Below are 20210 nucleotides of genomic sequence, written 5' to 3'. Positions count from 1 at the left end.
AACGCCTTGCCGACTCCAAAACGCCTCCACCCAATTGGGGGTATGGATTTTGGTTCCATAATATCGATTATGCGAATCATGGATGGGTCTCTCCTGCCGCCGGAAGCGCGCAAGCAACTGGACAAGCTGATCATTGTTTCGAACGCTCGGCTTTGTCCGATCATCTCGTTCTTCGGGCGGCCGCGAAAGAACCCGATGGCTGGCGACGCTCACATCGTCCTTCCTGAAGCGGCCGCGCAACACATTCTCACGAGGTCGGCCGAGCCAGGCCAGCCGAGCCGTCCTGAAGTCCTCTACCGCCAAATTGGCGCGCCGGCTGAAGCCGTTGACGCCCGGCTCGCGCGCGAACATCCCGGTTTGGACATTTTTCGACTTTGTCGCCCAACCAGCGAAGCGCGTGAAAAAGCAATGCGACGTGAAATGGAGGCCGAGCCGAACCGTGGCGTTTCTTGGGTTTTTTCGATCAGCCCACGAAAAATTGTGGCCAGAACCGCCGGATATCTGCTAAAACCCGTGCTGCGCGGGACTATATGGCATTCAAACTGGCAACATCCCATCGTTTCGAGCGGACGCATTTTTCGCGCCCGATCGTTTCCGCATGGGCGCACGCGTTTGGCATACAAGTCTTGCCGTTTTTGGCGGAGACGAGCAGGTAGAAGATGAGCAAAGGTAGAGATTTCCGGGGACCTCGCAAGCGCGGGTTCGATGACGACGGTCCGTACGGCTATGACGCCCCCCGGCCCAGTCGCGCCCCGAGGTCGCCGTTCGGGGGCGGGTTTGGCGACTCGGCTCCCCCGATGATGAGCAACGAGCCGGCCGTTGACGCCATCGTGAAATGGTTCAAGCCGGATAAAGGCTTCGGCTTCGTCGAACTCGCCAACGGCACGGGCGACGCCTTCCTTCATATCGGCGCGGTGCAGGCTGCGGGATATGACGCGCTGCCGCCGGGCGCCAAGCTGCAGGTCGTTGTGACCAGCTCGGTGAAGGGCCAGCAGGTCCAGCGCATTCTCGACGTCGATCTCGCGGGCGCCGCCGAGCGGGCTCCTCCGCCCCCGCGCAGCGGCGGCGGCGGCTTCGACAGCCCCCGTCCGCGTCGCCAGGCTCCCGATCCGTCCACCGCCGTGCCGGTTTCCGGCAAGGTCAAGTGGTTCGACGAGACCAAGGGCTTCGGCTTCGTTCAGTCGAATGACGGCGGCAAGGACGTTTTCGTCCATATCTCGATCCTCGGCCCGTCGGGCGTGCAGCGCCTGCTGGAAGGCCAGCCGGTGACCATGCAGGTCGTCGACACCGCCAAGGGCCGCGAGGCGCTGTCCATCACGCTCGACTAATCGTCGCGCGCGCTGTCATGAACGCCGCGTTCCCGTGAAGGAGCGCGGCGTTTTATTTTGCGGGAAGGTCTGACCCGAATGTCCGGCGACATTGCGCGTCTCATCGAGATCATGGCGGCTCTGCGCACGCCCGGCACGGGCTGCCCCTGGGATCTCGAACAGGATTTCCGTTCCATCGCGCCCTACACGATCGAGGAGGCCTATGAAGTCGCCGACGCGATCGAATCGGGCGATCTCGGCGAACTCCGGGACGAACTCGGCGACCTTCTCTTGCAGGTCGTCTTTCACTCGCGGATGGCGCAGGAGCAAGGCGCCTTCGCCTTCACCGACGTCGTCGACGCCATCTGCGACAAGCTCGTGCGCCGTCATCCCCATGTCTTCGAGGCGGTCGCCGCACTGACTCCCGAGGGCGTGTCGGCTCAGTGGAGCGAGATCAAGGCCGCCGAGAAAGCCGCCAAAGGCGACCCTCCTCCCGCGAGCCTCCTCGACGGCGTTCCGCTCGCCCTGCCCGCTCTGACCCGCGCCGTGAAGCTCCAGCAGAAAGCCTCGAAAGTCGGCTTCGACTGGAACGACGCGCTGCAGGTGATGGGCAAGATTCGCGAGGAGACGGAAGAGGTTGCGGCCGAACTGGCGGAGGGCCGCATTGATCAGAAGGCGCTGGAGGAGGAGATCGGCGACCTGCTATTCGTCGTCTCCAATCTCGCCCGTCACGCCAAGGTCGATCCCGAGCAGGCGCTTCGCGGCGCCAACGCCAAATTCGAGCGACGCTTCAGTCATATAGAGCGCCGCCTCGCGGAGATGGGCTCGTCCTGCGAAGCCGCCTCGCTCGACGAAATGGAAGCGCTCTGGACCGAGGCCAAGCGGGCGGAGAAGTCCGCACAACGTTGATCCGGCGCGACAACGCATCGCCTTGATCTCGACGCAGCCCTGCATCACCTTGCCGCTTCACCATGGAGGCCGCCATGTCCGACGCTTCAACCGCGTCCCGCTACAGTCCGCCCGCGCAAGTTTTCCATTGGCTGACGGTCGTCTGCGTCGCCGCCGCCTGGACCCTCGGCGTCCTTGGCGATGAGCTGCCGCGCGGGTCGATCCGCCATATGGGCGAGTTCACCCACATCATGTTCGGCGAGACGGTCGTTCTGTTGCTGCTGCTGCGTCTGACCTGGCGCATCGTCAGCCCCGCCCCACCTCTGGAGGCGACTCGCTTCGGCGCGCCGGCGGCGCTCGCGACCAAATTCGGCCATCTCGCCATCTACGCGCTGCTTCTCGCGGTTCCAGTCGTCGGGGTGGTGACGCTCTTCCATGGCGGAGAGGCGCTATCGCTCTTCGGGATCCTCGACATTCCCTCGCCCTGGCTCAAGAACCGGGAACTCAAGCATTACTCCAAGGAAATCCACGAGCTTCTGGCGCATTTGCTCGTCGTGCTCGCGCTGCTGCACGCGGCGGCCGCGCTGGCGCATCATTATTTGCTGAAAGACCGCACGCTGAAGCGGATGCTGCCGGCTTTCCTTTCCACCGACTAACGCGCGTCGCCGCCAAATTTCAGGACGACGACGCCAAGGCCGATCAGCAGGATGCCGGCGATCTCCACCGCGCCCAGCGACTGGCGGTAGAAGACCCAGCCGGCGACCGAGACGAGCGCAAGTCCGACCCCGGACCAGATGGCGTAGGCGACGCCGAGCGGAATGGCCTCCAGCGTGAGCGAGAGGAAGTAGAAGGCGCTGACATAGCCGGCCACGACGAAGAAAGTCGGCAGCGGGTTGCGGAAGCCCTGAGCGGCGGGCAGCAGGGACGAGCCCGCGACCTCGGAGAGAATCGCGATGGCGAGGTAGAGCCAGTGCACGGCTAGCCGTTCCCGCCGCCGGTCGACTCGGCTGCTCCGTAGCGGCGCTTGACCTCCTCGAAACGCTCCGGCGCGACGCGCACCACGAGCCGTGAACCGCCGTCGGCCCGCGTCTCGCGCGACAGCACCTCGGCATGGGCATGCAGCCAGGCGAGCCCCTGCCCGTCTTCCGGCGCCAGCTCCAGCGCCAGCGTCACCCGGCTGGCGGCCAGCAGGTTTTCTATGCGCGCCAGAAGATCGTCGAGCCCCTCGCCCGTGAGCGCCGAGACCAGCGCCGGCCTGCGCTGCGGGTCGTAGCCACGCGCCGCGACGCGCATGGCCTCGACGCGTTCGGCGTCGAGAGAGTCGATCTTGTTCCAGACCTCGATAATACGGCCCTCAGCCTCTCCCTTGAGGCCCAGTTCCTCGAGGATCGCCTCGACGTCGCGGGCCTGCGCTTCGGAATCCTCATGGGAAACGTCGCGGACATGCAGGACCACGTCGGCGAGCGTGACCTCCTCCAGCGTCGCGCGGAAGGCGGATACGAGCAGCGTGGGCAGGTCGGAGATGAAGCCGACCGTGTCGGAGAGCAAAGCGCGGGCGCCGTGCGGGAGACGGATGCGGCGCAAGGTGGGGTCGAGCGTCGCGAACAGCATATCCTGCGCGAGCACTTCGGCCTTGGTCAGGCGATTGAAGAGCGTCGACTTGCCGGCGTTGGTGTAGCCGACGAGCGCGACCACGGGGAACGGGACGTCGCGGCGCGTCTTGCGATGCAGGCCGCGCGTGCGCTTGACCTTGTCCAGATCCTGCTCGATGCGGCGCATGCGCTCTTCGATCAGGCGGCGGTCTGTCTCGATCTGCGTCTCGCCGGGTCCGCCGAGAAAGCCGAAGCCGCCGCGCTGGCGCTCAAGATGGGTCCAGGACCGGACGAGGCGTGATTTCTGATAGGCAAGGTGCGCCAGTTCAACCTGGAGCGCGCCCTCCTTGGTGCGGGCGCGCTGGCCAAAGATCTCGAGAATCAGACCCGTGCGGTCGATGACCTTGGCGCCCCAGGCCTTCTCCAGATTGCGCTGCTGCACCGGAGAGAGCTGGCAGTCCATGCTGACGAGGGCCGCCTCCTGCGCTTCGACGGTCTCGGCGATCTCCTCGACCTTGCCCTTGCCCAGATAGGTCGCCGGCCGAACCTCGTTCAGCGCGACTCCAATCTCGCCGACAATGTCGAGATCGATGGCCTGGGCGAGACCAACGGCCTCGGCAAGGCGCGCCTGCGGGTCGCGCGAGAGCGACGCAGGGCCTTTGGAAAGATACGGCCCAACCACAATCGCGCGCGTCCGGCCCCCGCCGGGCGCACGCCCCTCTCCTGCAAGATCGTCGTTCAAACCGCTTACCGCTTCTCCGCCGGGCCTTCGTCCTCGCCGGGTTCGAACATCTGGATCGGATGGCCCGGCATAATCGTGGATATGGCGTGCTTATAGACGAGTTGCGAGTGGCCGTCGCGGCGCAGCAGCAGGCAAAAATTGTCAAACCAGGTCACGATACCCTGCAGCTTCACGCCGTTGACGAGGAAGATGGTGAGCGGGACTTTGTTTTTCCTGACGAAATTGAGAAATGTATCCTGTAGATTTTGCGAACGCTCCGACGACATCGGCTGTCCTGTTCTTTTCTTGATTGAGCCGAGCGGTTTGACGCCGCCCCCCGCGGTTATGATTTTTGTTTGGCCTCCGCAAGTTCTCATTAGAACCCGACGATTGTCGGAGCGCAAGGCGGAAGTCGCGGCCCGAGCAAGTTAGCAACATTTGTGGTTGGTTAGGAACAGGCTTTTTTCTGTCTAGCGCGGCCAAGAAATGCAATCCAAAGCCCCTTCAGCCGGACAACCTTGAATTGAGCCATTGAGCGCGCGCCGTTTCGCTTGCGCCGAAAATCCGAGCCCGCCATCCGCGGTCAGGCGCCTCGGCAAGCGCCCAATCGAACAACCGACTCCGTCGATCTCGGTCTGGGAGCGCTTCAAGCTATTGCAGCGCAGCAGCCCTCTGTCATGAGCGCCGCTCGTAGGCTGTGATTCAAGCGGCTCCCGCTCGCACCTCGCCTTGTTGTTCAAGGAGAGGATCGAAGGCGGGGCAGTAGGTGAAGGTCGGGCCGCATCGCCCTGACGATGACAGCAAGCGCTCTCAGGCAGCCGCCGCGTTGCGAAGGGGGGCCTTCAAGCGTCCAGCGGGCAAGGCGCCGGCGTCGAAGGCAGCCCTTGGCGGCGACTAACTCTTCGCTGATCCTATCTTGAAGTTATTGTTCAACTTTAAGATAAAAGTCTTTGAATTTGCTAGTCTATCGCCAGAGACTTCAGTTTCCTGTGGAGAGCCGATCTCTCCATCCCGATGAACTCGGCGGTCCGGGAAATATTGCCTGAAAAGCGGTTGAGCTGGGCCACGAGATATTCGCGCTCGAACACTTCGCGCGCCTCGCGCAGCGGCAGGCTCATAAGCTTTTCGCCCCTCACGCCCGCCGGAGTCGCAGGCACGAGCTCGCCCACATCGGCCGGAAGCATCTCGGCCGTGATCATGGCGCCGGGTTCGCCGGCCGTCAGGATCATCAGCCGCTCCACATTGTTCTTCAACTGCCGGATGTTTCCGGGCCAATCATGCAACTGGAGGACAGCGAGCGCGTCCTCGGCGATCTGGCGCCGCGGCATGCCCGAAGCGAGCGACATATTCTCCATGAAATATTCGATCAGGGCCGGAATATCCTCCCGGCGCTCGGCCAGGGACGGCACCCGGATGGGCACAACCGCAAGGCGATGGAAGAGATCCTCGCGGAGCGCCCCCTCCTCGATCGCGGACGCCAGATCGCGGGCCGATGAAGAGATCACGCGCACGTCGACCTGCACCTTGGTCGTGCCGCCGACGCGCTGGAAGGTCTGGTCGACGAGGACGCGGAGAATCTTCGCCTGCGTGTCCTTGGGCATGTCGGCGATCTCGTCGAGGAAGAGCGTGCCGCCATGGGCCTCCTCCATCGCGCCGATCTTGCGCTCGCCGTCCGCCCCCTCGCGGCCGAAGAGCTCGATTTCCATATTCTCGGGCGTGATTGTCGCTGAGTTGATGACAACGAACGGCCCGCCGGCCCTTTGCGACGCCTCATGGATACAACGCGCCGCCAGTTCCTTACCCGTTCCCGGCGCGCCGGTGATGAGCACGCGGGAATTTACGGGCGCGACGCGGGCGATGAGCTGCTGGAGCTGATGAGCCGCCGGCGATCCGCCGACGATCGTGTCGAAGGCCCCTGCCCGCTGGCGAAGCGCCGACAGTTCTCGCCGAAGCTGATAGGCCTCGAGCGCGCGCTCGGCCACCAGCACCAGCCGGTCGGCCTTGAACGGCTTCTCGATGAAGTCATAGGCGCCGATCTTGATGGCGCTGACGGCCGTCTCGATATTGCCATGGCCCGAAATCATGACCACCGGCAAGCCCTTGTGCTGCTTCTGGATCTGCTCCAGCACCTGCAGCCCGTCGAGGCGCGAGCCCTGCAACCAGATGTCCAGGAAGACGAGATGCGGTCGCCGGGACGCGATCGCGCCCAGCGCCTCGTCGGCGTCCTTCGCCGTGCGGGTGCCATGGCCCTCGTCGCCCAGAATGCCCGCGACCAGCTCGCGGATGTCTTGTTCGTCGTCGACGATCAGAATATCGCTCGCCATTACGCCCCGCTCGTCTCAGAGGTGTTCGCCGTTTCCGGCGCGGTAGTCGAATTGCCGCTTTCGGCCAGCGGCAGAATGAGCCGCACGCAGGCCCCGCGCCCCGTCGGCGCGTCCAGCAGCTCAAGCCGCCCGCCATGATCCTCGATGATCTTGGCGACGATCGGGAGGCCGAGGCCGGTTCCGTCCGACCGCGTGGTCATATACGGCTCGAGCAGCCGCTGCCGGTTCATGGCCGGGAAGCCCTTACCATTGTCGATGACGTCGATCTCCGCCATGCGGTCGCGCACAGACAGCCTGATCTCGACCCGGCCCTTCTCTTCCGAATGCTCTGGCTCCCGCGCGGCGATGCCCTCGATCGCGTTCTTGACGATGTTGGTGAGCGCCTGGGACAGGAGGCGGCGGTCGAACTGCGCGTAGATCGGCGATTCCGTATGGGTCTCGATGATGTCGACGTCGGCGTTGCCGACCCGCATCAGGAAGGCGACCTGGCGCGCGCATTCATTGAGGTCGTCGCGCGTCGGCCGCGCCTTGGGCATCCGGGCGAAGGATGAGAACTCGTCCACCATCCGCTTGATGTCGTCCACCTGCCGCACGATCGTGTCGATACATTGATCGAAGACCTCTCGATCGACCTGGATCAGCTTGCCGTATTTGCGCTTCAGGCGCTCGGCCGAGAGCTGGATCGGCGTCAGCGGATTTTTGATTTCATGGGCGATTCGCCGTGCGACGTCCGCCCAGGCGGAGGTGCGCTGCGCCGTGACGAGGTCGGTGATGTCGTCCAGTGTGACGACGAAGCTCGGATGGCCCTCGTCGGCGCGGCGGGCCGAGGTGACGCGAATGTTGAAGGTGCGCTCGGCGGCGCCGCGCTTGATCGTGATCTGGCTTTGAACGGCGCGCGGGAAAAGCTCCACGGCGTCGGTCAGAAGCGGCGCGATCTCGGGCATGGCGTCGCCAATGCTGGCGCCGACGGTCGCCTGCCCCTTGGCGTCGTTGAGAGACAATTCCTCGGCGGAGCGGTTGAGGATGGTCACGACCCCGTCCGAGTCGACGCCCATCACCGCGGCGGGCACGCCGGCGAGCACGGCCTCGGTGAATTCGCGTCGCTCGTCATTGATCCTGTTCGCCTCCAGCAGGCGGGATTGCTGGAGGTTCAGCTCCGTCGTCATATTGTTGAACACGTCGCCCAGCCGCGCCAGCTCTCCATGCGAGCGGTCGACCTTGACGCGCACGCCGAGATTGCCGCCGGAGACCTGATCGGTCGCGGCGATAAGGGTGCGAATGGGGGTGACGAGCCCCTCGGCGAAATCGAGGCCGAACCAGACCGACGACAGCAGCATGATCGTCGTCAGCAGGGCATACATGAGCACGAAGGCGCGCTGTACGGCAGAGCGATAGCCGTCAAAAGCGTCGTATCGGCTGATCAGAGTCTCGGCCTGCTTGGGGAACTCGATCGCGAAAGGATCGATTGGCCGCGTCACATAGAGAAATGTGTTTTCGAAGGCGCTGAGCGACCTGAGCGCCACGAAGCTCTTGCCGTCGTCGATCATCAGGCAGAGCGGCTCGCCCTTTCGGGCGTTCTCGAACTCCGACTCGGGCGGCGCGATGACAATGGCCGAGGCGTTCTTGGCGACGTCGACCCGGTCGATCACCTCGCCGTTGGATTTCACGAGGGCCGCGACCGAAAAACCGAGAAATTTCGCGCGAGAATCGAAGATCTGATGGAAATAGTTGCGGTCCGTGATGAACAGGACGCGCGCCCGGTCGAGGTCCGCGGCGGTGAGCTGCGCCTCCTGCAGCAGCGCCTGGCATTGGCTGGACTGGAAGGCCTCGGCCGCCTGTGCGGTGTTGTGAACGAAGATCTTCACACCGTTCATGAAGGCCGGGTTCAGCGCCCTCTCCAGCGTCATCGAACCCGCAATCGCGAGCAGGATGGCCGGGATGACGGCGATCACCGAAAAGAATCCGACAATCCTGACATGCAGTCGCGCTGCGGCCTCGCCTCGCCGCCAGACCCGGTAGAGCCGCGTGGCCTTGACGACGACCATGACCAGCAGCACGCCGACGAACAGAACATCCGCGACGAGAAGCGGAATCAGCCGGTCGTCGGTTGGCGAGATTCCGAATTCCGCCGTGACGAGAAAGGTCGCAAGGGCGCAGCCGACGGCGCCGACGACCATGATGGGTCCGAACCAGGCGCGGGCCCTCGCGCCTTTTCCATTGTCCGCCAGCGCCTGCCCGTCTGCTTTGACCATGGCGGTTTTATAGGCCCGAGGCGTCACTGTTGCAAATGTGCAACGCTTCGGGTGCGCGGGTTGGTGTTAGCTGACGGGCAAGACCCGCATGGCGCGTTGGATGCAGTGATGGCCGGGACATGCCGGCCATACGCATTGCAATAGTGCGGGCGACTCCCGCCGCTCACCGCGGCGATCGCATCAGCCGGATGTCCAGGTCGTTGACCTTCTTCCTCAGCGTGTTGCGGTTGAGGCCCAGAAGCTCCGCCGCCTTGATCTGATTGCCGCGCGTCGCCGCGAGCGCCGCGGAGATCAGCGGAATCTCGATCTCGCGGATAATGCGGTGATAGAGGCCAGGCGGCGGAAGGCCGTCGCCGCAGTCTCGGAAGAGCTTGGCGAGATGCTGCTCGACGGAGGTCGAGAGGGTCTGGCCGTTTTCCAGCTCCCTCGAAAGCGGAGCGCCGGGCGCGGACGCTTTGCTGTCGACGGTCGCCTGACGCAACTCGTGCTCCAGCTCCGCCTCGACAAGCTGATCGGAGATCACTTCCTGCGGATGCAGCGCCGCGAGGCGGCGGATCAGATTTTCCAGCTCGCGGATATTGCCCGGCCAGCGATATCTCTTCATCCGGTCGAGCGCCGCCTGCTCGATATATTTTTGCGGCAGGCCTTCGCTCGCGGCCTGCTTGAAGAAGTGATGGACGAGGTCGGGAACGTCCTCGGTGCGCTCGCGCAGCGGCGGAAGGCGCAGCGGCACGACGTTGAGGCGGAAATAGAGATCCTCGCGAAACAGGCCCTGCTGGATCAGCCCGCGCAGATCCTTGTTCGTCGCCGCGATGATGCGGACATTGGTCTTGATCGGCGTGCGGCCGCCGACCGTCGTATATTCGCCCTGCTGCAGCACGCGCAAAAGCCGCGTCTGCGCTTCCATCGGCATGTCGCCGATCTCGTCCAGGAAGAGCGTGCCGCCCTCGGCCTGCTCGAAGCGGCCGGCCGATGCTGCGTTCGCGCCGGTGAAGGCGCCCTTCTCATGGCCGAACAGCTCGCTCTCGATCAGGTCGCGCGGGATCGCCGCCATGTTGATCGCGACGAAGGGGCCCTTGCCGGCGCTTGCCGTAATCGTGAAGCGCGCGTGCGACAAGCTCCTTGCCGGTGCCGGATTCGCCGTTGATCATGACGGTCAGATCGGTCTGCATCAGGCGCGCGAGCGAACGGTAGATCTCCTGCATCGCCGGCGAGCTTCCGACGAGCGGCATGCCCTCCATCTCTTCGGGCGCGGCTTCGTCATGGCTCTTACGCGGCTCGGCCATGGCGCGGCCGACGATGCCGACGAGCTCCTTCAGGTCGAAGGGCTTCGGCAGATAGTCATATGCGCCCCTCCGAAGCGCGGATCGCCGTCATGAAGGTGTTCTGCGCGCTCATGACGATGATCGGCAGCTCGGGCCGCAGCTTCTTGATGCGCGGCAGCAGCTCGAAGGCGTTCTCGTCGGGCATGACGACGTCGGTCACGACGAGATCGCCCTCGCCTGACTGCACCCAGCGCCAGAGCGTCGCCGCCGTTCCCGTCGTGCGCACCTCGTAGCCCGCGCGCGACAGCGCCTGCGCGACGACCGTGCGGATGGCGGCGTCGTCGTCGGCGACAAGAATTTCGCCTCTCATCATCGAAACGATCTCCCGCAGTGACGATTGGTCATGAGCGACCTTCCTCCTGTTGGCCCGATGGCGTCTGCGCCGACTTGGCGCGATACATGGGCATCAGAATTCGGAAGGTTGTGCGCCTTGGAAGAGATTCGCATTCAATAACGCCGCCGTGGTCGTTGACGATCTTCGCGACGAGTGCAAGACCCAGGCCAGTTCCCGAAGACTTCGTCGTGACAAAGGGGTCGAAGAGATGCGCGGCGATATCGTCGGGCACGCCGGGACCATTGTCCCGCACGCAGAACTCCAGCGGCAAGCCCACGGGGCTGCGCGCGCCCAGCGCCCGCAGGCTCACGCCCGGGCGGAAGGCCGTGGAAAGCTCGATCTCCCCGTCAACCGCGTCGTCGCCAATCGCCTCGGCGGCGTTCTTCACGAGGTTCAGGAAAGCCTGCACCAGCTGGTCGCGATTGGCGTGCACCGGCGGAAGCGAAGGGTCATAATTCTCGACAAATCTGATGCGTCGGGCAAAACCGCTCTGCGCCACCTGCTTCACATGGTCGAGTACGGAATGGATGTTCACGCGCTCGCGCTTGAGCGGCCGCGCGTCGGAGAAGACCTCCATGCGGTCCACGAGCCGCACGATGCGGTCCGTCTCTTCGCAGATCAGCCGCGTCAGCGCCCGATCCTGGTCGGAAAGGCCGCTCTCCAGCAATTGTGCGGCGCCGCGAATTCCCGAGAGCGGATTCTTGATTTCATGGGCGAGCATTGATGCAAGTCCAGAAACCGACCGCACGGCGCCGCGATGGCTAAGCTGCCTGTCTATTTTATCGGCAATTGTACGTTCTTGCAGCACAACCAGCACCGTGCCGTCCGAATCGGGTAGCGGCGCGCAATGCACGTCGACGCGGCGGTCGCCCTCCTGCCCTGGCCGGCCGAGATCGACCTTGTATTCGTTGATCGCCGCGCCCCGGTCGCGCACGTGCTGAATGAGCGTGATCAGCGGCGACCCGAACGGCAGGAGCCGGTCGATCTTCTGGCCGATGAGCAGCGGCTTGCCGAGTTCGAAAAAGCTCTCGGCCGCGGCGTTCGCGTCCTCGACCTCGTCGTCGCGGGAGACGGTGAGAATGGCGTTCGGCAAGGCCTCGAGCACGCAGCTTCGGCCGCGTTCGTCGATCACCTTGAGCGGCGCGAACTCCTTGCGCCGGGCCTTGTCGCGTTCAGTGCGATCGGACAAGCTCATGCGGCGGCCTCTTGCGTGTCGGTAAAAATAGCGTCGATCAAGCGGAAAGCGCCCTCCGGGCTGTCGGCGGTCACCAAAGCGCGGCGCAGCGCCGCGACCTCCGCGCTCGCAGCCTCGAAGGCCTCATCGACATAGGAGGCGAGGTGCTTGCGCGCATGTCGCAGGCCCGCCCCGGCGCCCATCTGCGACAGAAGGCCGTCGAGATGTTCGCGCGCCACGGCGCCGCGTTCCGTAAGAGAGGGTTGCGGGCGGCGGCGGCCGGTCGCGAGATGATGCGCAATGTCGCCGACGAGCCAGGGACGGCCCTGCGCGGCCCGGCCCACCATGACCGCGTCGGCGCCGGAAAGTTCGAGCATTTGCGCGGCGTCTTCGGGGCTTTGGCAATCGCCATTCGCGACCACCGGAATGGAGACTGTACGCTTTACGGAAGCAATCGCGGCCCAATCGGCGCGCCCCGTGTAAAACTGCTGGCGCGTTCGTCCATGAACGGTGATGAGACTGGCGCCCTCGCTTTCGGCGCGGCGCGCGAGTTCCGGGGCGTTACGCGAGGCGTCGTCCCAGCCGAGGCGCATCTTTACGCTGAGCGGAACCCGTATGGCCGCGCGCGCGGCGGCGATGAGCGCCGTCGCCTGGTCGAGGTCGCGCATCAGAGCGGCGCCGGCGAGGCCGCCGGTCACGCGCTTGCAGGGGCAGCCCATATTGATGTCCACCCAATCCGCCCCCGCCTCTTCCGCATGGCGCGCGGCGGCGGCGATCTCGATAGGGTCGCGGGCGGCGATCTGAATGACGCGCGGCGCCAAATTTGTATTGTCGGAGGCGGCGAGCCGCAGCGCGGTCTCGCGGTCGCCGCGCGCGACGCCGGCGGCCGTGATCATCTCGCTGACGGTCACACTGGCGCCATAGCGCTCAGCGATACGCCGCATGGCTGGATCGGTGACGCCGGCCATTGGCGCAAGAAAAGCGCGGCCTTTTAGCCGCACTGGGCCGATTTGCAGCGTCGGAAGCGCCTTATCGCCCACTTTTTCGGCATTAGTCATCTTGCACACACTATAAGCAGCCCTCTTCGCAGTTGCAACATAGCTTTTCCGTTACGCCTCCGGCCATTTGACGCAGGGGGCGAAAAGCGACACAGAGCGCGCATGGTCGCCACAATGGAAATCGCCATTCTCGTCGTCGCCGGCGGACGCGGCTCGCGCGCCGGCGAAGGTCTGCCCAAACAGTATCGTTCGCTCGCCGGCATGACGGTGCTGGCGCGCACGCTGCGCGCCATGCAGGTTGGAAGTCCGGGCGCAAAGGTCAAGGTCGTGATCCACCCCGACGACCGCGCGCTCTACGCTTCGAGCGTCGCGGAGTTGAGCGAGGCGGAGCAGGCGGTGCTGTCGCCCCCCGCGCTCGGCGGCGCCTCCCGTCAGGAGAGCGTTCGCAACGGTCTCGAGGCGATCGCTCGGGAGGGCCCGCCTGAAATCGTCCTCATCCACGACGCCGCCCGCCCCTTCTCCGACCCCGCCCTGATGGCCCGCGCAATAAACGCGGCGCGCGCCCATGGCGCCGCCGTGCCGGGCGTGCCGGTGAACGACACCGTGAAGGAGATCGACGCGGCCGGTTTCGTCGTTGCGACGCCCGACCGGTCGCGGCTGCGGGCCGTGCAGACGCCCCAGTCTTTCCGTTTCCCGCTCATCCTCGACGCACATCGCGCCGCGGCGGCGGCCGATCGCGAACTCACAGACGACGCCATGGTGGCGGAGGCCGCCGGCCACGCCGTTCATGTCTTTCCCGGCGATATCGCCAATTTCAAGCTCACGACGCCAGAGGATTTCGCCCGCGCCATGGATCAACTCGACGCTTCCGTCCGCCCCGACCCGCGCATTCTAACGGACGTTAGAACGGGACAGGGCTACGACGTTCATGCCTTCGCCGAAGGGGACCATGTCTGGCTTGGCGGCGTCGCGATCCCCCACTCCCATTCGCTCGCCGGCCACTCGGACGCCGACGTCCTCATGCACGCCATCACCGACGCGGTGCTTGGCGCCATTGCGGAAGGCGACATCGGCGCCCACTTCCCGCCCTCGGATCAGCAATGGAAGGGCGCGCCGTCGCGCATCTTCCTCGAACACGCCTGCAAACTGGTGCGCGCGCGTGGCGGCATGATCGCGCATGTCGACGCGACGGTCGTCTGCGAAGCCCCCAAGGTCGGCCCGTACCGAGACGCCATCCGCGCCAGGCTCGCCGAGATCATGGGGATGCCGCTCGACCGCGTGGCGATCAAGGCGACGACGACGGAAAGGCTGGGATTTACTGGCCGTCGCGAGGGCGTCGCGGCGCTGGCGATCGCGACGGTGCGGCTGCCGGAGTGAGCCGGACTCGGGCTTTTGGCGGCCGGCGCCCCGTCGCCTGAGGGGATCGGGTTGCAAATTCTTCTGTCGAACAACCGTTTGATATAACGATAATCATTCTTGGCAGTAAAATGTAAACTGGTGCAGCGACAACGTAGGAGGCGAGAGGCCTTCATGGATTTGTCGTTTGTAATCAGATTCTTCGCTAGGGATTCGCGCATCACGAGCGATGTGCTCGCTGATCTCGTCGCTTCTCTCTACGCGCCGCTTGTCTCGCTAGCGCTGGGCTCAGCGAGCGCTGTCAGTCTTTCCTTCGCGGTCGCCGTTTACGCCGGATTGCCGCAACTCGCCTATTGCGCCGTCCTGATCGCGCTCGTCACCGCGCTGCGCACGGCCTCCGTCCTCGCCTATCGTCGCCGCGACCCCGCGACATACCTGGACCTCCGGGCTCTAGCCCGGTGGGAAGTCATTTACGCGATGGGCGCCTACGCCTTTTCCGGCTCTTTGGGCCTTCTGGACTCCGCCGCGCTCACCGCCACGAACGACCCCGTGGTTCATATGCTCGTCCTCACTGTGACGACCGGCTGCACGGCAGGCGCAGTCGTGCGCAACTCCGGCGTCCGCAACATTGCGGTCGGACAAATCCTTTTCAATGTCGTCCCCCTCTGCGCCGCCGCAATCATGCGCAACGAGGAGGCCTATTACGTCCTCGCTTTTGTTTTCGTGGTCTTCGCGCTTAGCGGCTTCGACATCTGCTTCTACCAGTCCGCCAATACGCTCCGAGTCCTGCTCGCGCAGAAAAAGACGAATGATCTCGCACGGCTGCTCGAGGAACAGAACAGGCGTTTCGACGCGGCCCTGAACAATATGCCGCAGGGCCTCTGCATGTTCGACGCCGAGGGTCGGGTCGTTGTGGCGAATGCGCAAGTCGGCCGCCTGTGCGGGGCGGCCGGAGTCGATTTCGCGCCGGGGCGGACGATGGAAGAACTCGCCCAGCACCTCGAAATGGCCGGCGCGCTCTCAAAGGACGCGGCCGACTGCGTGGCGGCGGAGTTTATTGACAATCTGAAGGCGCGCCGCGCGGCCTGCATCCTCGTTCCCCTGCCCGACAGCCGGCTGATCTGTGCAACGCAGACGCCTCAAGCGGATGGCGGCGCAGTCGTGGTTTACGAGGACGTGACGGAGCGCCACGAGGCGGAGGCGCGCGTGCGCTATCTCGCCACGCATGACGCGCTGACCGACCTCCCCAACAGATCCCTGTTCACGCAGTTGCTGAGGGAAGAGATCGTCGCCTCTCAGCGCGACGCGCGGCCCTTCGGCCTACTCTTCATCGATCTCGATCGATTCAAGTCGATAAACGACACGCTCGGACACGGCGCCGGCGACGCCCTGCTCCGCGAGGTTTCTCGCCGGCTCAAGAAATGCCTTCGCGACGGCGATACCGCCGCCCGCCTCGGCGGCGATGAATTCGTCGCCATCGTGCGCGACGCGGACATGCGCGAACATGTGATCCGGATCGCCGAAGCCGTGCTCGCGGACCTGCGCGCCCCGGCGGTGATCGGCGGACGCGAGTGCGGCGTGAGCGCCAGCATCGGCGTCGCCCTCTACCCCGCGGATGGCGAGGACGAAGATACGCTTTTGAAGAACGCCGACTCCGCGATGTATCTCGCCAAATCGGAAGGCAAGAGCGTCGTGAGGCAGTTCTCCCCGAAGGCCAAGACGCAAACATTGCAGGGCCTGACGCTCGAGAACGACCTTCGCCACGCGCTCGAGCGCAATGAGCTCGTGGTTTACTACCAGCCCAAGCGCCGCCTTTCGACGGGCGAGCTGACGGGCGTCGAGGCGCTGTTGCGGTGGCGCCATCCGGATCTCGGCCTGCTGTCGCCGGACCGTTTCATCCCGATCGCGGAAGAGACCGGCCTGATCGTCCCGATCGGCAAATGGGCGATGGAGACCGCTTGCGCCCAGCATATGCAGTGGAGCGCCGCGGGCCTCAATCTGCGGGTCGCCGTCAATCTCTCGCCGCGCCAGCTCTACGACGACCAGATCACCGCCAAGATTTCCGAAGCGCTGGCGAAATCCGGCATGTGGCCCGAATGGCTCGAGCTGGAGATCACCGAGAACATGGTGATGCAGGACGCAGGCGACGCGCTCTCGGTTCTGCGGGCCATCAAGGAGATCGGCGTGCGGCTCGCCATCGACGATTTTGGCGCCGGCCATACCTCTTTCGCGCTGGTCAAGCAGATCCCGCTCGATACGATCAAGATCGACCGCTACTTCGTCAACGATATCCTGACAGACCCGAACGACCGCGCCATCGCCGAGGCGATCATCTCGCTCGGCCACGCGCTGAAGCTGAGCGTCGTCGCCGAAGGCGTCGAGACCGAGGCGCAGGAGGCCTTCCTGCGCGAACATGGCTGTAACGAGATTCAGGGCTATTTGTTCAGCCGCCCGCTTCCGGCCGAGGCGCTCTTCACCTTCGCGTCGGATTACAACCTCGGCCGCCTGCTCCGCGTCAGGGAAGGCGCAGCGTTGATGAAAAGCGCGTGAGCGGCCGCGCGCGCGATTTTCTTAACGTGCGAAACCTGGTTAATTTCACCCTAATTCCTCGAAATTGAAGACAAGTTTGTCTTTGTGACGCATGCTCCAACTCGTCGGCGGCGCTCTTGATGCGTCGCCCTTTCGGGAGCCCGTCATGCCTTGGAGCAAGGCTGCCTCGTCGAACGGTGGAACGGAACGCGTCGACTGGGTCGATTACGCCAAAGGCTGGTGCATCATCCTTGTCGTGATGATGCATGCGACGCTCGGCGTCGAGGACGCCCTGGGGCGGGAGACGTGGCTCCACGGCTTCATCGCCTGGGCGCGACCCTTCCGCATGCCGGATTTCTTCCTTGTCGCCGGTCTCTTTCTATCCCGAACGATAGACAGGCCCTGGCGGGACTATCTCGACAGGAAGGCGCTGCACTTCGCCTATTTCTTCGTGCTGTGGACCGTCATACAGGGCGCGCCCAAATGGCTGCTCGCAGGCGACGATCTCCCCACGATCATGGGCCGCCTCGCATTCGCGATGATCGAGCCCTTCGGCACGCTCTGGTTCATCTATCTGTTGCCGATCTTCTTCGTCACGACGAAGCTCCTGCGTCGCGCGCCGCCCGAGGCTATCCTGCTGTTCGCCGCCGCCCTGGAGATTGCTGAAATCCATACGGGCTCGACCGTCATCGACGAATTCGCCGAGCGCTACATCTATTTTTATGCGGGCTATCTCTTCGCCCCGCAGGTTTTCCGCCTTGCGGAAATGGCCCGCAACCAGATGTTCGCGGCGGGCGCGGCGCTCCTCGCCTGGGGAACCGTCAACGCACTCGCGGTCACGCTGGGCGTCGCCGCCCTGCCCGGCGTCTCGCTCGTCCTCGGCTTCGCCGGCGCCGCGGCGGTCGTCTGGTTTTCGGCGCTGCTCGCCGAGACGGGACGGGCGTCGTCGCTGAAGTCCCTCGGCGCGCAATCTCTCGCGGTCTATCTCGCTTTTATTTTGCCGGTCGCAGCGTCCCGCATCGCGCTTTTCAGGGCCGGCCTCGTCTTCGACGGCGGCTGCGTCGCTCTCCTCCTCACAGCCATAGGGGTGATTGTTCCAACATTTGTAAAATACCGGACCAAAGACACGTCGTTCGCATTTTTGTTCGAACGCCCCGCCTCCTTCCGGCTGCCGCCGCCGCAAAGCCCCGAACAGCGAACCAATCCGGCCTCACGCGCGTCTTCTGAAGACTGGCCTTGCGACGCCATTTCCTGTCATCAGCCAACGCCGGACGTCCCCAAGCCTTGACAAGCGGCATCATGCGCCTCCGATAGGGTCAGAACCGGCGCGGCGGTCCCGCGTCCCAATCGAGGCCGCATTAGCCGCATGATCCGCGTCACACCCACCCTTTTCCTGGAAGACTCCGAGGTCTCGCTGGAGTTTTTGCGCGCGTCCGGGCCAGGTGGGCAGAATGTCAACAAGGTGGAGAGCGCCGTGCGTCTTCGCTTTGACGTAAGACATTCGCCAAGCCTTCCGGATCCCGTAAGAATGCGGCTGGAGCGGTTGGCGTGCAGCCGGCTCACCAAGGACGGCGTTCTCATCATCGAGGCGCAACGCCATCGGACTCAGGAGCGGAACCGCGAGGACGCGCTCGATCGCTTGCTCGACCTCATCCGCGAGGCCGCCGCCCCGCCGCCGCCCCCGCGTCGTAAGACCAAACCCACGCTCGGCTCCAAGATCAGGCGCCTCGAAGGCAAGAAGCTGCGCGGCGGCGTGAAGGCGCTGCGCGGCAAGCCGCTACAGGACTGAATTGAAATGAGTATTACGTCGCTCGTAAGTGCTAATACGGTTTTCGTAAAAGCTAAAAACGCTGTTTTGACGATAGCGACCGCCGAGTCCTGCACGGGCGGACTGGTATCGGCGGCGCTCACGGAGATTCCCGGCAGTTCGGAGGTCTTCGACCGCGGCTTCGTCACCTACTCCAACGACGCCAAGATCGAGATGCTGGGCGTTCCAGCGACGACGATCGCCGCCCATGGCGCCGTCAGCGCGGAAACGGCGCAAGCGATGGCGCGCGGCGCGCTCGAGCGGTCGGTCGCTGATGTTTCGGTCGCCATCACCGGGATCGCGGGCCCTGGCGGCGGGTCGGCGGACAAGCCTGTCGGACTCGTTCATTTTGCGAGCGCCCGCCGGGGTGGTCCCGTCGTCCATGTCGAAAGGCGCTTTGGCCCCCTCACCCGCGCGGAAATCCGCCAGGCTTCCGTCGATCAGGCGCTCAACATGCTGATCGACGCGATCGACGCCCACGCGCCCTCCGGTCAGCGGCGTCCGTAGATCGCGTCCGCGCGGGCGACGAAAGCGTCCGCATATTTCTGAAACGCCTTGTCGAACATCGCGCCCATGACGAGGCCAAGCGCCATGCTCTTGAATTCGTAAGCGATAAAGAATTCGACCACGGAACGCGGCTTGCCGTCCGGCCCCGGCGCCTCCTCGCGGAAAGTCCAGCGATTGTCGAGCTTCCTGAACGGCCCGTCGATATAATCCACCTTCACGTCGAGCTTGTTGGAATCGCATGTGACGCGGCTCGAATAGCGCTCGCAGATGGCCTTGAACCCCACCTGCATCTCGGCCACGAGCTCGACCACGCCGGGCGCCTTCTCCGTGCGGCGGCGAACCTTCATCCCCTCGCACAGCGGGACGAATTGAGGATAGGCTTCGACGTTCGAGACAAGGGCGAACATTTCTGCGGCGCTGTGCGACACATGGCGGCGGGTGCGAAAGCTTTTCATGAGGCAGCGCTTTTAAGCCATTTCCCCGCACGAGGAAACGCCGACGCTTTGCTCCTTCTCGTTGTCGCGAAAACGGTCTAGGTTAAGCTGAAGAGGAAAATTCGCTTTAAAATGGGAGGGCTTATGGCGAACAAGGCGAATTTCACGAAAGAGCAATGGGATAAGGTCCTGCAAGCCCCCCTTCTCGTCGGGTTCGCCGTCAGCGCGGGCGACCCGAGTGGTTTTATCGGCATGATTCAGGAAAGCATGGCCAGCGCCAATGCGCTCGCCGCAGCGAAGGCCGACGCGCGCGCGGACGAATTGATCAGGGCCGCGGTCGACGATCTTCTCACGCCCGAGGCGCGAACCGCCGCGCGCGAACGCATCCGGCTTCTGATCCAGGGATGCGAGCTGACTGAAATCAAGATCAGGGCGCTCGAAGAGCTGCGCAACACGGCGAAGATTCTGGACGCGACGGCTCCCCTGGAGTCGCGGCCGTTCAAGAATTGGCTGAAAGAGATCGCCTATCTGGTCGCGCAGGCCGGGACCGAAGGCGGCTTTCTTGGCTTTGGCGGCGAAAAAGTGAGCGCGGCCGAACGCGCCACTCTTGCAGAGATTTCGGCTGCGCTCGGGACATAAAAAAAGACGACGCGTGGACGCGT

Annotated in this window: 18 protein-coding genes and 1 pseudogene; 10 read left to right on the top strand and 9 right to left on the bottom strand. The window is 64.4% G+C overall.

Going from position 1 to position 20210, the window contains the following annotated elements:
* The first annotated feature begins 78 nt into the window (after positions 1-78).
* From ACPFMJ_RS03030 to ACPFMJ_RS03015, 4 genes are all read left to right on the top strand, one after another.
* The gene (locus ACPFMJ_RS03030) at positions 79-663 is read left to right on the top strand and encodes a hypothetical protein (RefSeq protein ID WP_424362398.1); all 585 of its coding nucleotides are present in this window, start codon (positions 79-81) and stop codon (positions 661-663) included.
* A complete protein-coding gene (locus ACPFMJ_RS03025) occupies positions 660-1328 on the top strand; it encodes a cold-shock protein (protein ID WP_424362397.1) in 669 nt (222 codons plus the stop codon). Before ACPFMJ_RS03030 ends, ACPFMJ_RS03025 begins: the two co-directional genes overlap by 4 nt.
* Positions 1329-1406: 78 nt before the next feature.
* Positions 1407-2216 carry a nucleoside triphosphate pyrophosphohydrolase gene (gene mazG, locus ACPFMJ_RS03020; protein ID WP_424362396.1) on the top strand — a complete coding sequence of 270 codons (810 nt, stop codon included), beginning with the start codon at positions 1407-1409 and terminating at the stop codon, positions 2214-2216.
* Positions 2217-2290: 74 nt separating this feature from the next.
* Entirely contained in the window at positions 2291-2851 is a 561-nt protein-coding gene (locus ACPFMJ_RS03015) for a cytochrome b (protein WP_424362395.1), read from the top strand.
* Here the strand turns inward: ACPFMJ_RS03015 and ACPFMJ_RS03010 are convergent.
* The 8 genes and pseudogenes from ACPFMJ_RS03010 to dusB form a co-directional block, all read right to left on the bottom strand.
* Positions 2848-3171 carry a DMT family transporter gene (locus ACPFMJ_RS03010; protein WP_424362394.1) on the bottom strand — a complete coding sequence of 108 codons (324 nt, stop codon included), beginning with the start codon at positions 3169-3171 and terminating at the stop codon, positions 2848-2850. The two genes, ACPFMJ_RS03015 and ACPFMJ_RS03010, sit on opposite strands and share 4 nt — an antisense overlap.
* Before the next feature lie 2 nt (positions 3172-3173).
* Positions 3174-4529, bottom strand: a complete 1356-nt coding sequence (gene hflX / locus ACPFMJ_RS03005; protein ID WP_424362393.1) for a GTPase HflX — start codon at positions 4527-4529, stop codon at positions 3174-3176.
* A 5-nt stretch (positions 4530-4534) separates the two neighbouring features.
* The gene (hfq, locus tag ACPFMJ_RS03000; protein WP_424362392.1) at positions 4535-4795 is read right to left on the bottom strand and encodes an RNA chaperone Hfq; all 261 of its coding nucleotides are present in this window, start codon (positions 4793-4795) and stop codon (positions 4535-4537) included.
* A 672-nt stretch (positions 4796-5467) separates the two neighbouring features.
* A complete protein-coding gene (locus ACPFMJ_RS02995) occupies positions 5468-6832 on the bottom strand; it encodes a sigma-54-dependent transcriptional regulator (RefSeq protein WP_424362391.1) in 1365 nt (454 codons plus the stop codon).
* On the bottom strand, positions 6832-9084 hold the full coding sequence (locus ACPFMJ_RS02990; protein WP_424362390.1) for an ATP-binding protein: 2253 nt from the start codon (positions 9082-9084) through the stop codon (positions 6832-6834). The genes ACPFMJ_RS02995 and ACPFMJ_RS02990 overlap by 1 nt, the downstream gene beginning before the upstream one ends.
* A gap of 163 nt (positions 9085-9247) precedes the next feature.
* Positions 9248-10722: pseudogene (gene ntrC, locus ACPFMJ_RS02985) on the bottom strand (nitrogen regulation protein NR(I)).
* 28 nt (positions 10723-10750) lie between these two features.
* Entirely contained in the window at positions 10751-11938 is a 1188-nt protein-coding gene (locus ACPFMJ_RS02980) for a two-component system sensor histidine kinase NtrB (protein WP_424362389.1), read from the bottom strand.
* A complete protein-coding gene (dusB, locus tag ACPFMJ_RS02975) occupies positions 11935-12885 on the bottom strand; it encodes a tRNA dihydrouridine synthase DusB (RefSeq protein ID WP_424363779.1) in 951 nt (316 codons plus the stop codon). The genes ACPFMJ_RS02980 and dusB overlap by 4 nt, the downstream gene beginning before the upstream one ends.
* Before the next feature lie 192 nt (positions 12886-13077).
* Here dusB and ACPFMJ_RS02970 point away from each other — a divergent pair, with 192 nt between their 5' ends.
* The 5 genes from ACPFMJ_RS02970 to ACPFMJ_RS02950 all read left to right on the top strand — a co-directional run bounded on the left by ACPFMJ_RS02970 (position 13078) and on the right by ACPFMJ_RS02950 (position 19114).
* Positions 13078-14292, top strand: a complete 1215-nt coding sequence (locus ACPFMJ_RS02970) for a bifunctional 2-C-methyl-D-erythritol 4-phosphate cytidylyltransferase/2-C-methyl-D-erythritol 2,4-cyclodiphosphate synthase (RefSeq protein WP_424362388.1) — start codon at positions 13078-13080, stop codon at positions 14290-14292.
* A 153-nt stretch (positions 14293-14445) separates the two neighbouring features.
* Positions 14446-16821, top strand: coding sequence for an EAL domain-containing protein (locus ACPFMJ_RS02965; RefSeq protein WP_424362387.1), 2376 nt, complete (start codon positions 14446-14448; stop codon positions 16819-16821).
* 145 nt (positions 16822-16966) lie between these two features.
* A complete protein-coding gene (locus ACPFMJ_RS02960; protein WP_424362386.1) occupies positions 16967-18088 on the top strand; it encodes an acyltransferase family protein in 1122 nt (373 codons plus the stop codon).
* A gap of 78 nt (positions 18089-18166) precedes the next feature.
* On the top strand, positions 18167-18589 hold the full coding sequence (arfB, locus tag ACPFMJ_RS02955) for an alternative ribosome rescue aminoacyl-tRNA hydrolase ArfB (protein WP_424362385.1): 423 nt from the start codon (positions 18167-18169) through the stop codon (positions 18587-18589).
* Positions 18590-18595: 6 nt separating this feature from the next.
* Entirely contained in the window at positions 18596-19114 is a 519-nt protein-coding gene (locus ACPFMJ_RS02950; protein WP_424362384.1) for a CinA family protein, read from the top strand.
* Here the strand turns inward: ACPFMJ_RS02950 and ACPFMJ_RS02945 are convergent.
* Positions 19099-19569 (bottom strand): type II toxin-antitoxin system RatA family toxin, encoded by a 471-nt coding sequence (locus ACPFMJ_RS02945; protein WP_424362383.1) that lies wholly within the window; start codon positions 19567-19569, stop codon positions 19099-19101. The genes ACPFMJ_RS02950 and ACPFMJ_RS02945 overlap by 16 nt on opposite strands.
* Before the next feature lie 123 nt (positions 19570-19692).
* On the opposite strand from ACPFMJ_RS02945, the gene ACPFMJ_RS02940 reads away from it, so the two are divergent.
* Entirely contained in the window at positions 19693-20187 is a 495-nt protein-coding gene (locus ACPFMJ_RS02940) for a hypothetical protein (protein ID WP_424362382.1), read from the top strand.
* Positions 20188-20210: the final 23 nt, after the last annotated feature.

Origin of the sequence: Methylocystis parvus, from assembly GCF_049675845.1 — a bacterium.
Lineage (GTDB): Bacteria > Pseudomonadota > Alphaproteobacteria > Rhizobiales > Beijerinckiaceae > Methylocystis > Methylocystis parvus_A.
This window is presented reverse-complemented; position numbering and strand designations above follow the sequence as displayed.

What these genes read in the sequence shown, in the direction of transcription:
- ACPFMJ_RS02950 (WP_424362384.1), top strand. Translation starts at nt 18,596, where the DNA reads ATGAGTATTACGTCGCTCGTAAGTGCTAATACGGTTTTCGTAAAAGCT.
- ACPFMJ_RS02970 (WP_424362388.1), top strand. Translation starts at nt 13,078, where the DNA reads ATGGTCGCCACAATGGAAATCGCCATTCTCGTCGTCGCCGGCGGACGC.
- ACPFMJ_RS03015 (WP_424362395.1), top strand. Translation starts at nt 2,291, where the DNA reads ATGTCCGACGCTTCAACCGCGTCCCGCTACAGTCCGCCCGCGCAAGTT.
- ACPFMJ_RS02945 (WP_424362383.1), bottom strand. Translation starts at nt 19,569, where the DNA reads ATGAAAAGCTTTCGCACCCGCCGCCATGTGTCGCACAGCGCCGCAGAA.
- ACPFMJ_RS02965 (WP_424362387.1), top strand. Translation starts at nt 14,446, where the DNA reads ATGGATTTGTCGTTTGTAATCAGATTCTTCGCTAGGGATTCGCGCATC.
- ACPFMJ_RS02940 (WP_424362382.1), top strand. Translation starts at nt 19,693, where the DNA reads ATGGCGAACAAGGCGAATTTCACGAAAGAGCAATGGGATAAGGTCCTG.
- ACPFMJ_RS02995 (WP_424362391.1), bottom strand. Translation starts at nt 6,832, where the DNA reads ATGGCGAGCGATATTCTGATCGTCGACGACGAACAAGACATCCGCGAG.
- ACPFMJ_RS02960 (WP_424362386.1), top strand. Translation starts at nt 16,967, where the DNA reads ATGCCTTGGAGCAAGGCTGCCTCGTCGAACGGTGGAACGGAACGCGTC.
- ACPFMJ_RS02980 (WP_424362389.1), bottom strand. Translation starts at nt 11,938, where the DNA reads ATGAGCTTGTCCGATCGCACTGAACGCGACAAGGCCCGGCGCAAGGAG.
- ACPFMJ_RS02990 (WP_424362390.1), bottom strand. Translation starts at nt 9,084, where the DNA reads ATGGTCAAAGCAGACGGGCAGGCGCTGGCGGACAATGGAAAAGGCGCG.
- mazG (WP_424362396.1), top strand. Translation starts at nt 1,407, where the DNA reads ATGTCCGGCGACATTGCGCGTCTCATCGAGATCATGGCGGCTCTGCGC.
- arfB (WP_424362385.1), top strand. Translation starts at nt 18,167, where the DNA reads ATGATCCGCGTCACACCCACCCTTTTCCTGGAAGACTCCGAGGTCTCG.
- ACPFMJ_RS03025 (WP_424362397.1), top strand. Translation starts at nt 660, where the DNA reads ATGAGCAAAGGTAGAGATTTCCGGGGACCTCGCAAGCGCGGGTTCGAT.
- dusB (WP_424363779.1), bottom strand. Translation starts at nt 12,885, where the DNA reads ATGGCCGGCGTCACCGATCCAGCCATGCGGCGTATCGCTGAGCGCTAT.
- hfq (WP_424362392.1), bottom strand. Translation starts at nt 4,795, where the DNA reads ATGTCGTCGGAGCGTTCGCAAAATCTACAGGATACATTTCTCAATTTC.
- ACPFMJ_RS03030 (WP_424362398.1), top strand. Translation starts at nt 79, where the DNA reads ATGGATGGGTCTCTCCTGCCGCCGGAAGCGCGCAAGCAACTGGACAAG.